Origin of the sequence: Paenibacillus sp. SZ31 (assembly GCF_012912005.1) — a bacterium.
Lineage (GTDB): Bacteria > Bacillota > Bacilli > Paenibacillales > Paenibacillaceae > Paenibacillus.
This window is the reverse complement of record NZ_JABBEA010000009.1, coordinates 98,738-111,145: the sequence shown is the minus strand read 5'-3', so window position 1 is coordinate 111,145 and position 12,408 is coordinate 98,738. Positions and strand designations below refer to the sequence as shown.

14 protein-coding genes are annotated in these 12,408 nt (G+C 46.6%); 5 read left to right on the top strand and 9 right to left on the bottom strand.

Annotated features, from left to right (window positions below; all coding sequences use genetic code 11):
- Window positions 1–59: 59 nt before the first annotated feature.
- From HF638_RS17920 to HF638_RS17910, 3 genes are all read right to left on the bottom strand, one after another.
- Window positions 60–992 (bottom strand): sensor histidine kinase, encoded by a 933-nt coding sequence (locus tag HF638_RS17920; RefSeq protein ID WP_169481431.1) that lies wholly within the window; start codon window positions 990–992, stop codon window positions 60–62.
- Window positions 989–1,654 (bottom strand): response regulator transcription factor, encoded by a 666-nt coding sequence (locus HF638_RS17915; protein WP_248278197.1) that lies wholly within the window; start codon window positions 1,652–1,654, stop codon window positions 989–991. Before HF638_RS17915 ends, HF638_RS17920 begins: the two co-directional genes overlap by 4 nt.
- 204 nt (window positions 1,655–1,858) lie before the next feature.
- On the bottom strand, window positions 1,859–2,710 hold the full coding sequence (locus HF638_RS17910) for a DegV family protein (protein WP_169481429.1): 852 nt from the start codon (window positions 2,708–2,710) through the stop codon (window positions 1,859–1,861).
- Window positions 2,711–3,016: 306 nt separating this feature from the next.
- Here HF638_RS17910 and HF638_RS17905 point away from each other — a divergent pair, with 306 nt between their 5' ends.
- From HF638_RS17905 to HF638_RS17890, 4 genes are all read left to right on the top strand, one after another.
- On the top strand, window positions 3,017–3,793 hold the full coding sequence (locus HF638_RS17905) for an ABC transporter permease (RefSeq protein WP_169481428.1): 777 nt from the start codon (window positions 3,017–3,019) through the stop codon (window positions 3,791–3,793).
- Window positions 3,790–4,590 carry an ABC transporter permease gene (locus tag HF638_RS17900; protein WP_169481427.1) on the top strand — a complete coding sequence of 267 codons (801 nt, stop codon included), beginning with the start codon at window positions 3,790–3,792 and terminating at the stop codon, window positions 4,588–4,590. Before HF638_RS17905 ends, HF638_RS17900 begins: the two co-directional genes overlap by 4 nt.
- A gap of 22 nt (window positions 4,591–4,612) precedes the next feature.
- On the top strand, window positions 4,613–5,581 hold the full coding sequence (locus HF638_RS17895; protein ID WP_169481504.1) for an ABC transporter ATP-binding protein: 969 nt from the start codon (window positions 4,613–4,615) through the stop codon (window positions 5,579–5,581).
- A 95-nt stretch (window positions 5,582–5,676) separates the two neighbouring features.
- Window positions 5,677–6,354 carry a succinylglutamate desuccinylase/aspartoacylase family protein gene (locus tag HF638_RS17890; RefSeq protein ID WP_169481426.1) on the top strand — a complete coding sequence of 226 codons (678 nt, stop codon included), beginning with the start codon at window positions 5,677–5,679 and terminating at the stop codon, window positions 6,352–6,354.
- Window positions 6,355–6,482: 128 nt separating this feature from the next.
- Here the strand turns inward: HF638_RS17890 and HF638_RS29055 are convergent, their stop codons facing one another.
- The 6 genes from HF638_RS29055 to HF638_RS17860 all read right to left on the bottom strand — a co-directional run bounded on the left by HF638_RS29055 (window position 6,483) and on the right by HF638_RS17860 (window position 11,857).
- A complete protein-coding gene (locus tag HF638_RS29055; protein WP_481856165.1) occupies window positions 6,483–6,869 on the bottom strand; it encodes a serine hydrolase in 387 nt (128 codons plus the stop codon).
- 158 nt (window positions 6,870–7,027) lie between these two features.
- Window positions 7,028–7,429, bottom strand: a complete 402-nt coding sequence (locus HF638_RS17880; protein WP_169481424.1) for a MerR family transcriptional regulator — start codon at window positions 7,427–7,429, stop codon at window positions 7,028–7,030.
- Window positions 7,430–7,455: 26 nt separating this feature from the next.
- A complete protein-coding gene (locus HF638_RS17875) occupies window positions 7,456–8,943 on the bottom strand; it encodes an alpha/beta hydrolase family protein (protein ID WP_169481423.1) in 1,488 nt (495 codons plus the stop codon).
- 189 nt (window positions 8,944–9,132) lie between these two features.
- Window positions 9,133–9,576, bottom strand: a complete 444-nt coding sequence (locus HF638_RS17870) for a FixH family protein (RefSeq protein ID WP_169481422.1) — start codon at window positions 9,574–9,576, stop codon at window positions 9,133–9,135.
- Window positions 9,577–9,595: 19 nt separating this feature from the next.
- On the bottom strand, window positions 9,596–10,045 hold the full coding sequence (locus HF638_RS17865) for a disulfide oxidoreductase (RefSeq protein ID WP_169481421.1): 450 nt from the start codon (window positions 10,043–10,045) through the stop codon (window positions 9,596–9,598).
- Window positions 10,046–10,234: 189 nt separating this feature from the next.
- Window positions 10,235–11,857 carry a copper amine oxidase N-terminal domain-containing protein gene (locus tag HF638_RS17860; protein WP_169481503.1) on the bottom strand — a complete coding sequence of 541 codons (1,623 nt, stop codon included), beginning with the start codon at window positions 11,855–11,857 and terminating at the stop codon, window positions 10,235–10,237.
- Between the two features lie 335 nt (window positions 11,858–12,192).
- Between HF638_RS17860 and HF638_RS17855 the strand changes: the two genes are divergently transcribed.
- Window positions 12,193–12,399: a hypothetical protein gene (locus HF638_RS17855; RefSeq protein WP_169481420.1), complete on the top strand. Its 207-nt coding sequence runs from the start codon at window positions 12,193–12,195 to the stop codon at window positions 12,397–12,399.
- Window positions 12,400–12,408 lie beyond the last annotated feature (9 nt).

Here is a 12,408-nt window from a genome sequence, read left to right as displayed (position 1 = left end):
TTTTTATTAATCAAATCTTACAAAAACCTTAAGCTTGACCGAAAATGCCAAAACAGGCTCTACCTGGCCTTTAAGGTAACCGAAAATACAGTCCGTTGATGTGGCACACTATGTAAATGAATACTTCCACCCATCCGCTCAACTAGCCGCTTCGTGATCGTCAGCCCAAGGCCGCTGCCCTGATAGAGTCGATTGCGAGAATCCTCCAGTGTATACATACGTTCGAACACACGGCTATGCTCACTTTCAGGAATTCCCTTCCCTTGGTCCCAGATTTGTAGCGTCACAGGTCCACCTGTCGAATGTTCGAGCGTTAGCCCCAGCACCTTACCCTCTGCTCCATACTTCATCCCATTGGTAATGAGATTATCCAACACACGGTCCATTGCTTCTTCATTCGCTTGCACGAAGATATCCCCGTCAGGTATCTCCAACTGCACATGCAACCCGAGATTGGTCAACATTTCATAAAAGGAGATCATCTTCAACCGGCATAATTCGCTTATATTAACTCGACTAAGCACTAGCTCAGTGTCTCCAGATTCCAGCTTCGCCAGATCGAAAAAGGAATGAATCAGACGTAGCACTTCCTGCGCCTTATCTTGTATTTTCTCCGTCATAATCTTTCGTTCCTGATCGGTCAATGATGGACTGTGCAGCAAGGTCTCACTATAGCCCAGCACAACCGTAAGCGGCGTTTTCAGATCATGCGAGATGTTGGAGAGCATATTGCGCATCTCCTTCTCCTGGTTCGCATAACCGGCCGTCGCACGGTGCGCATGGTCCAGCAGCTGGTTCATGTCTTTCAGAAGTTGGCTAACTTGATCATCACTGTTGAATACAAGCAAACGCTCAAAGGTGCCTTGATCCAAAATAGCGGATATTTTCTCGTGAATATAAGACAGGTGTTGGCTGCGTTTCCGCAATCTCATCCACATTCCAATGACCACAATGACTAGAATAACTGTTGTACTGGCAAAAATCAGTGTCATGTCTGCTCCGCCTCCAGCTTATATCCGATGCCCCAGAGTGTCTTGATATACTGGGGAGCCGAAGGGTCCACCTCCAATTTTTCACGCAGACGACGCATATGTACGTTAATGATATTTTCGTCTCCATAATAATGATCATTCCAGACCGAAGCGTAGATTTGGGCCTTCGTGAACACTTTGCCGGGATGAGTAACCAATAGCTTCAGAATGCCAAATTCCTTGGAGGTCAGCTTGACGGGTGTACCTTCACGCTCCACCTCGTATGTCTCCATGTCGACCACAAGTCCTCCGAGGTGAATACGCTGATCTTTAGTCACTTCAGCCACAGGCTGTGCGGTATAATTGGCGCGGCGAATCGCAGCTTTAATACGGGCAGTCAGCTCGATTAATGAGAAGGGTTTGCTCAAATAATCGTCAGCGCCAAAACCCAGACCCAGTGCTTTGTCCACCTCCCCATCCTTCGCAGACAGAATAAGCACAGGCACCAAACTGACCGCCCGAATGGTCTGCAGCACATCCATCCCACTCTTGCGGGGCAGCATCAAATCCAAAATAACCAGGTCATACCCAGGTTGTGATTGGCTGAACTGACGCTCTGCTTCTAATCCGTCATATGCATACGTGACGTCGTATCCCTCTTTTTCCAGATAAGGTCCGACCATCTCACTAATTGAACGATCATCTTCAACAAGTAATAAGCGTTGACTTGACACAAGTTCCCCTCCAACATGAACATTTTTCTTTATTACCTCACAGTTTGTTTGAATTGGCAATGACATACGAAAAAACCCGACAGGAGCACCACTTTGGTATAAAGTGTGTTTCCTGCCAGGTCTATGAGCGACTATAGATGAAGGCTTGTGCGTCTAATCTCTATATCCGTTCTCGCTGTGTATCCAGCACAGTCCAATGGTTCCTGCACCTGCATGGATACTCACCACAGGAATAAACGGCATGATTTCGGTCTTTAATCTAGGCAGCAGAGCAGCAATCTGTTTTTTGATTGTGACAGCTTCTTCCTGATTGTTTGCATGCATTATGCACACATGCTTTACTTTCTCCACATCCAGCTTGAGCATATCCAGCATGCGCTCTTTCGTCCGCTTGAACGTGCGAATCTTCTCATTCACAACCACTTTGCCCTCTTCGAATCGAAGCAACAGATGGATCTTGAGCAGTTGACTGATGATCAGCTGTGTGCCCGACACCCGCCCACTGCGGTGAAGATGCTGAAGACTGGCCGGTATGAGGTAAAAAGACATGTTATCAATCATCTGTTCAATATTTACTTTGATCTCGGCAGCCGAACATCCCTGTTTCTGCCATTCTAGTCCTTGCATAATCATCTCACGGTGAGGATAGGCACCTGCCTTTGAATCAATTGCGGTCACCGTCACTCCTGCAATCTCTGCAGCCTGCATAGAAGTATGCAGCGTTCCGCTAAGTGCAGTAGAGCAATGAATCGTAATAATCTCATCGTACTTGTCTTTGAGCGACTCATACAGTTCAATGAACTCGCCAATGGGTGGCTGCGAACTGCTCGCACGTGAAGCCTCCGCAAGTTTCTCATAGAACATTTCAGATGTGATGTCATCGGTTTCCCGGTAACATTCTTCTCCAAATACGATGCGCAGCGGTACGATGTAGATATGATTTTGCTCCGCAAAAACGGGATCCAGTGTACTGGTACTATCGGTGACCCATGCAATTTTCTTCATGACATCCTTCTCTCTTGCCGGATTGTTCGTTCTGTATCCTCAATCGTCAGGCACAAGCCCGGCGGTTTATTTAAAATTTGAATATTTCATATTGTAAACGTTTGCGATACTACCTCTCAATTATAAAGGAACGGACATACCGTTGTCTTGTGGCGCAATCATGAACAACCCTATTAATTCCATTTTTAGCTAAAAAAATGTCTTGCCTGTGAAGGAATAAATTGGTATGCTGTTGTCCTTCTCTCTTTTTTCGCCTTGACTGAAGTGAACGGAAATGCCGTTCAATCCACTTATCGGAGGTGTCACATGCTTTATTTCACGCTGGCTTCCAAAGCCTACTCCCGGAATCTGCAATACCGAGGGGCACACATGGTACATAACCTGGCTAGCGCCATGTTCGGTTACATGTACGCCTGCCTTTGGATCGGCATCGGGGCCGACCACACGCTCGGGGAATACGGGACACAGGGGATGATCAGTTACATTGCGTTCACGCAATCCTCTCTCTGGATCTCGGGTTTTCTCACGAACGGATTGGGTATCCCCTTAACCGTCAGGACAGGGCAGATTGCACTGGATCTGATGAGGCCGGTTCATCTGTTCACCCACCTGATGGCACGCGAATGGGGGCAGATCGCCTACCAGTTCGTGTACAAAAGTATTCCGATCTACCTGCTCTTCTCCATTGTCTTTTCCCTGGATTGGCCTTCAGACGTTTCAACACTGTTCTATGCCGCACTTGGTCTTGCCAGCGCCGCCTACTTGTCCATCTGCATGAACTACATCATTGGTGCTACGTCGATGTGGACCACGGAGTCTTCCTGGCTTCACTGGGGCAATCACGCCATGATGAATCTGCTGGCCGGTTTCTTCATTCCGCTGGAATGGCTACCTGACTGGCTTCAACAACTTGCCTGGCTATCACCCTACCCTTTCCTACTCTATGTACCTACCCGAATCTACCTTGGTTTCGAAGATGGCTCCTTACTATGGGGAACCTTGCTTTGGTGTGTCTTCATGACGTTGATCTGTCTTGCAATCACCCAAGTGTTACGTCGTAAAGTGGAGGTGCAAGGCGGATGAAACGAACTTCCTGGTTCAATTTATATAAAATGCTCATTCGAACAAGCATCCGCAGCCGGATGCAATACAAGTTCAATTTCATCATGGGTTCCGTACTCGCCGCTTTAATTCAGATCTCCGAGTTTCTGATGGTTGCTCTCGTGCTGCACAAATTCGGAGCGATTAAAGGCTGGTCACTCCATGAGATCGGTTATCTCTTCGCCATCATGACGTTATCCAAAACACTGTACCGCACATTCGGCAACGAAGTTCACCATCTGGAAAAATATTTGGTGGGCGGTGAGCTTGATCAACTGTTAACCCGTCCCATGCCCGTATTGCTGGCACTGCTTCCGCAAAACTTTCGCATTATGGCTGGGGAAGTCTTGCAAGGTGGGTTCATTCTCTGCTGGTCTTTGGCAGGCATGATGCACAGCGGACAGATCGGCTGGACTGCCATTCCATTCTCCCTGTTCATTATCCTGACGGGGGCAGTCATTCTCTTTTCCATCGGACTCGCTACCGCTACACTCGGATTCTGGACCACCCGCATCGAGGAATTACAGACGATCACGGAAGATGCAGCACGAACGGCTGCCCAATATCCGCTAACGTTATATCCCAAATGGATGTCTGGCATTCTGCTAACGGTGATTCCGGTAGGATTCGTCAACTACATTCCGTCACTCTACCTGCTGCGTGGTGAAGGAGGAGCGTGGGTCCTTGTAGTTGTTGCGGCGGTTGCCGTACTGAGCTTGGCTGCAAGTCTGCGTTTCTGGCAATTCGGTATGACCAAATATCAAAGTACAGGTAGCTAAGGAGGCGAAACGAATCATGAACATGATCACAGCACGGCATCTGCAAAAGGAATTTAAAACTCCTGTTATTCGCGAAGGACGTTTCTCTGGATTACGTACGTTATTTTCACGTGAATATGTGTCCAAGGAAGCGGTACGCGATATCAGTTTTGATATCGGCCCAGGTGAGTTTGTGGGTTACATCGGTCCGAACGGGGCTGGCAAGTCTACTACGATCAAAATGTTGACAGGTATCCTGCACCCAACCTCGGGTGAAGTAAGGCTTGACGGTATGAATCCACATCAGGACAGGCGCAGAACCGTTGGTCGACTGGGCGTTGTGTTTGGACAGCGCAGCCAGCTCTGGTGGGATCTGCCCGTGAAAGATTCATATGATATTCTGGCCGAGATGTACGGCGTGCGTGCCGAGGATAAAAAGAAACGGCTGTCCCAGTTCGCCGAGCTGCTGGACCTTGAATCGTTCTGGACCACGCCTGTCCGCAAGCTTTCGCTTGGACAACGCATGCGTGCGGATCTCGCAGCTTCCATGCTGCATGATCCGGAATTGCTTTTTCTCGATGAACCGACGATCGGACTGGATGTGAACGCAAAGCGGAACATTCGCCAATTTCTACGTACATTAAATGAAACGTTTGGCAAAACGATTCTGTTGACCACACATGATATGGACGACATTGAGCAGTTATGCAGCCGGGTCATGGTGATTAACCATGGTCAACTGACATATGACGGTACAATCTCATCGCTTCGCGAAACCATCGGACTTCCTACGTTGATTCGGGTAACGTTCCGGGGAGCGTTTCACATCCCGGATGTTATATCGTCCGCGATACAGATTACAACAGTGGAAGGACAGATCGTCACCATTGAGGTGAACCGGAAGGAATGGAGCACAATGGACATTCTGAAACAGTTGGAGCAATGGGGTCAGATTGAAGATGTAGAGATGAAAGAACCCGATTTTGAAGATATCATTCATCGGGTCTATTAATTGGCCCTTTTGTGATGAAATTGGATCAAGACCTGTTCTTCTGCCGTTACATGAAAGAGGGACATGACGTACTGTAATAGCGGAGGTGAAGCGTCATGCTTGTGACCAAACATGTACTGGCAGCATCCAGCGCACACGCTACTCCCTATTACATCGTACGTGGCATGATGCCGGGACCGGTGATGTTCATTACATCCGGGGTTCACGGGAATGAAACGGCGAGTATGGCCGCTGCACAAAAGCTCGCAGATGATTGTGCGACGGGTCGTCGTGTCATTCAGCGAGGGCTGCTGATTATCGTGCCACGCGTGAACCAAAAAGCCTACGCAAAGAAAATCAGAGGCAAGCCAGATCTGAATCGTACGTTTCCACGCCGTATGTCGGGCAAGTCCAAGCATCCATTGGCTGCGGCGGTTTTTCAGCTGGCCCGTGAACATCGGGCCGATTGGTTTCTCGATCTGCATGAAGCCAACGGCCTATCGCAGCTTAGTTCGCGAGTGCTCGGACAGACGCTGATTACCAATCCCGGCAGTCGGACAATTCCGGCTTGCCGAAGAATTATCGAACGTATGAATCGGTCGATTTCGATTCGTGATCGTCATTTTAACCTCAAGCAGCATGAATTACCGGGATCTGCCCGTACAGCGGCTTCAAGGCTATTGCAAGCTCGTTCTGTTACGGTGGAGACCTGTTGGAGTCTGAAACGCGCGACCCGTATCAAGTATCAGACGGAGATTGTGCATCATTTTCTGCGTGAAGCGGGTATGTCATGATTGAGATCATGAAGATAGAACTAAAAGAAACCTCGAACAGAGAGCACCCGAAGTACATCCTCAGGGCTCTCTGTTCGAGGTGTTAAATTTTGTTCCTCATTTCCATTACTCTAATAACACTTCTGCGTTTATCTCTGCATCATGGCTTCCAGTATTTTATTACCCACAGGGTCTAGCGGCATGAGGAGATAAAGGTCTTTTTTAGTTATAAACTTGAATATCGCATCCAGATACTCATCCACAATAGAGGCTGATCCAAAACAATAATTGGACAATAACACGACGCCTATCCCCTGTTGCTTATTTATAGCCAAATAACTGGAGAAACCAAATGTGCTACCGTCATGCCAGAGTATATTCTGATCTGAGATATGATCACTAAACCAAGCGTAATGATGGGTCGAATCTCCAATCATTACAGGAATGTGACTTTGTTGTATTGCAGAGGCTGGCGGATGATCTTCATTCAGATTGGCCTGTACAAATAAACACATATCGTGAAGAGATGACTTGATCGCCCCCGCGCCTTCATGTACACAGTTTCATTATTGGAATGTTGAAATTTCGTTAACCACTATATTTTGGAAAACTTCACTATGTATTCGTTTAAAACTTCCAATTCCCTGCTCGTTAGTTAATGCTTGTTTTCTCCTAAACAGAAAAAGAGCCGTGATTACGGCTCTTTTTTTATCACCCTGAACGACTCAATATAGTTGTGGATATCATCTTCTGGCGTCTTGAGCAATCTGGCCAGATGAATCTGCATTTGTTCCAGGTGATCGATATGCTTCTGAATATCAGCGATTCGGTCAGAGACGAGGGTTTTCAGCGTATCACTCTCCATATCTTCCTGGCTGAGAAGTTGCAGGGTCTCTTGTATTTCCTTTAAGGAGTAACCCAACAGCTGGGCATCCTTAATGAACTTAATTTTGACCAAATAATCCTCGGTATACACCCGATATCCGTTGGAGGAACGACGGGGAGCAGGCAAAATCCCGCTATCCTCATAATAACGGAGGGTTGCCATACTCACACCAGTACGTTTGGCCAACGTTCCTCTTGTCATGGTTTCCATGCCTACCCCTCCACCTTTCTGTGGATTCATTGTGCTTGTTCGTTGCGTATCTTGGTATATTGGGCATCATAGGTGGCCTCGGGGAATTTCGCCGAAGACCCTTGCAGCAACGGCTGCTCTTCCCCTTTGAGATAACGGTCAAAGAATGCCAACGTATAAGATCTTGTTATATTCACATTATGTTCTGGCGTCATGCCTCTGGCAAACATTTTTGGTGAAATTAACGAAATATCCGTAAAGCTCTGATGGAAGAAATTCTCCACCGTCAGATAATAGGTATCATTCAGACTGCTCGTCATCACTCGATCCAGATCCGGCTCAAACTCGGGGTAAAACACTTTATCTTTGGACGAAGCATTCGGATCGAAGCTTTTGGCCGTTCCACCCGACATGATATACATAAACGGCTGTTTCAGGGCTGTCGTGGATACTTTTCCCCAGAATCCGCCTTCCAGACTAAGTCCTGCTTGGAATCGCTCATCCTGCGCCAGTGCTTCCGCTGTCGTTGCCCCACCATAGGAGTGACCCATGATGCTTACATGATCCAAATCAAGCTTGCCTTCGATCAATTGATTCGGGTCATGTGAATTCCACTGGGTAAGCTTATCAAGCACAAATCTTGCATCAGCTGCACGGATACCTATGCCTTCTACATTATATTGATACAATTCCTCTGACGTTGCAAAATCAGGGTCGGCCTCATAGGAGACTGCACGTCCGTCAGGGAAAGTCACTCGTGCTGACGTATACGGGTGATCTATACCCACCACAATATAACCGTGACTTACCAGCTCCTCAATCATTGTCATACTCTGAAAACGGGCTGAGCGGATACCCGGTGAGAATAGCAGTACCGGATACTTGCTCTGGACGGTGGACATCTCAGCTCCTTGCACCACATGTGTTGGAATGGTATCCAGATAACTGAACACCTGAGACGGAATGCCAAACACCAGACTAATCGCTTCTCCCAGTTCACTCGAGTAATGCTCCAGTGGCAGCCCTTGAGCGGCCTTTTGATCTACTGGGTACCACACATTAATCATAAGTTCACGCTTGTCTCCAGCCTCGGGTGTTTTGGTCTCTTCACGAGATTCGTCCACCAGGTGTTGAGAGAACGTGCCAATCGCAGATGTGCCGGTAGGTTCAGGCATCGTAAAGACAGGTAACAGCCAAGTCAGTATGATTGAACCCGCACTGAAAGCCAGAACCAGAATCGATGCCAGCGTCATCTTAATCCATGAACGACGGTTGGATTTCTGCGCGCTCTGAACATAACGGCCACTGCGGTATGATTTCATGAGTTGAATAATTAACATTATGAATAATACAAATCCAACAAGATACGTTAGTATCATCTGCACGCGAAATGAATTGATTAAGCCATGCAGAAATACTGCCAGGACCAGAACTGAAAGTATACCCACTGTCATTGCCCTGCGCTTCGGAAACACCAGCATGAGTAACGTAGCAGCTACGGTTACCAATACTAAAACCCATTCTAAAATTCTCATTATTCAGCCTCCAATATTCTTGATAAAAAAAGAATAAACCTTGAAGTATACTTCAAGGTCAAGGTTGAATATATGAACGAAAACTCGATAAATGAGGCCAATATAAGTACATTAAAACACCAGGTGAATATACCCTATATGCAACACGAATGGAGTTGTACGGTATATTCATCGGGTGACTACAAATGACTATTCTACGGTTACCTTTGTTCGAGGCATGGTATGCATCGCTCCTGAGGTTACATGGGCCTGAACGACATACACTCCGGGTTCCTGAAACGCATGTTTTACTTCATATATACCATCGCCTATAGATACAGCCTTCGTCGCTCCCCGAGATTCAAGCTCTTCGGCACTCATCATTCCTTGATCAAATGAAGGTGCTTCGGGTTCATCCTGTTCATTCCATACCTGAAACTGTACATGATCCGCATCATTTACAGGTTGCTCTCCCTGTGTCAGCTTGATCTGCAAGGCGACCTCTTCATTCACTTTCGCCTTATCCGGCATCATGAGTTTCACCCGGATCATCTCCGGCATCTCACCGGAAGCAGACTGTTCCTCATAGGAGCAGCCAGCGACCAAAAGGATTAGCACCAGAAAGGGCATGAACCAACGAGCTTGTCCGCTCATCACCATCTATCCTTTCTTATTAAGAAGATTTTGGTGTTTTGCCGATACCCCACAGCATCACGATGATGATAATAAATGCAATCAGTGCCAGTAATGGGATGGTGATAAAACCAAACCAGTTCAAATAGTCGGTATAACATGGAACCTTACCGCATGCCACGGCATTGCCTGTAGCCGAAAAAATACGCTGAATCGTTACATGATATAACGAAATGCCGCCACCGATAAAACTAAGTGGGAGTACGTATTTCGTGATGCCCACGTCATCCTTAAAGTAGGCAATGCCCAGCAAAATCGTTAGTGGATACATGAATATGCGCTGGTACCAGCACAGATCACATGGAAGAAAGCCCTTGATCTCACTGAAATAGAGACTGCCCCCTGTTGCAATAACGGAAACGGCCCAGGCAACAAATAACCGGGTATCCACACTTTTCGCTGGACGCTCCGATTTTGATGATGTACTCATTCCTCTGTCCCCCTCTTCATTTTGCTTATGCCAAATTATCATACCTCATTCTAGACTCCATCGGCTATTCAAGCTGTTATGTAGGTCATTACTCGTTGATTATACCAAATATTTGGAACTTTTGGGTGAATGCAAAAAAGCTGCCGTATGGGGCAGCTCTTTTGCTTAATTCATATGAAGATCTTTGTATTACATCGATTTAGTCAGCGTAATGGAACCATCTTTTTGTGCCCATTTCACGTCCCAGTTCAGAAGTTCAGCAATGAAACGCAGGGGTACTTGCGTACGTCCATCTTTGTTTACAAATACAGTTGCACCCACGTTTTTCTTCACGCCGTTCACTTCCATAACGTTGTTGTTCACCCAGAATTCAAGGGTATCATCGCCAGCCATTACCGTTACTTGTTGTGCTTTTTTGTCCCATTTCACTGTTGCACCAATACCTTCACTCAGGAAACGCAGTGGAATGTATGTTGTGTTTTTCCAAAGTACTGGTGTTGTGTCCATGTTGGTTGTTTTGTCGTTAATTTTCAGCATTTTGCTGTTCAATTGCATCCACACCGTTGTCATTACTGGCGCTGGTGCAGGTGTTGTTGGCTCTTGGAATTTGTCATTGAATTGAGTCACGATGGCGTTACCCAGAGCTTGACCTACACCGAACATCACTTTGAAGCCTTCGCGATTCGTTGTGTAAGAAGCATCATAGTTACCTGCTGCATATTGATCCAATACGTTTTGTACTTGATTTTCATGCGTTGTCAGAGCTTGTTGTCCTGCTGCTTTTGGCAGATTGCCAGCTGTTGCAGAATCCAGGAATGTAGCGAACTCTGTTGTAAACCCATCAATACGTTTCTCTACTGCTGCACGAGCGGTAGCATCGTTGTTTTTAACAGCTTTTACATAGTCGCTTTGTGCGTTAACGTGGTTCGTTACCCAAATTTTCTCGAAAGCATTGGCACCGTCGTTACCGTAAACGGAAGCAATTGCTGCTTTGAAGTCAGCTGTGTTTCCAGCTTCAGCTGTAACCAATGCGTTGGAAGCTGCTGTGCGTCCATCGAATTCCTCTTGCATTTGCAGAGCCGAGAGCGCAAAGTGCTCGGAAGCCAGGTGGTTGAGTGCAGATCTCAGATCAGCTGCTTTTGTATCCGCTTTGGTATTTTCGAATTTCTCAGGCATTTGTGTAGTAATGGCCGTGGAGAGTGCTTTACTTACGTCGAACATTTCTTTGAACCCTTCACGGTAAGCCTTGTATGCATCAGCATAATCTCCAGCTACATACTCATCGAATACTTTTTGCACGAGATCTTCATGTACTTTCAGCGCCTGTTTGGCTGCTGCTTTTGGCAATTTGCCTTCGGTTGCTGTGCTCAGGAATGTGGAGAACTCTTCCACGAATCCGTTGATGTTATCCTGTGCTTGTTTGATGCCAGCCTGGTTACCCATTTTGGTTGCTTTTACAAGATCATCTGTGTATTTGTTATGAGCGCGGAAGATGCGTTCGAATTCTTTGGCACCTGCATCACCATATAGGGAAGCGATTGCCGGTTGCATATCCAGTGCATTTTGGTCGAGTGCTTTGTAAGCTGCGTCTGCGTCTTTTGCTCCATCATATGCTTTAGCCATTGCGGTTACTGCGAGTGCAAAGTGCTCGGACAACAGGTGGTCCAGGTTCGCTCTCAGGTCAGCCGCAGGTGTGTTCACGGATGCTTTCATCATGGTCATCGGTGTCTGTGGTGCGGAAGCTGCTCCAGCGATCCCCGGCATCAATAGTGTCAAGCTAAGTACAGGTGCGATAAACTTCTTCATTTTCATTTTCATTACGTATTCACTCCTCGATTATGTTTTGTGTATAATTTCTTTCCTCGTCGTCGTCTTCATAGGGTGTAACGCAGGGTTCTCTATTCTGGATCACTCTGTGGGCAAAAAAAATTCGCATCCTTCAGTAAAGAAAGCTGCGAATGCCTGTTGTATCAAGGTTTTTTAGAATTAAAAAAATATAAAATTGTAGTGATCTTTCCGATCCGAGACTACATACCTTCTGTAAGATAGGCACTTCATTTCCCTTTATTTCTCAGTTAAAGCTTACATCAAAGGTTATCCTGAAGTACAATGAAGAGAATCATATCACTCGTGAAGGGGGTCCATTCATGACCTGGTTGCCTTATGTTTTAATTGTGGGTATCGCCTTATTTGGAGGCATTGCTACCATGATCATCGGAAACTCCAAAGCCAATCAGACCAGTAATCCCGACTATGATCGCCGCACAAAGCAAAACCTCAGCAAACTTTCCTATGTATACGTTGGTGCGATTGTACTTGGTTTTGGCGGACTAATCCTTTATCTTTTTAACTAAAATGTTTCG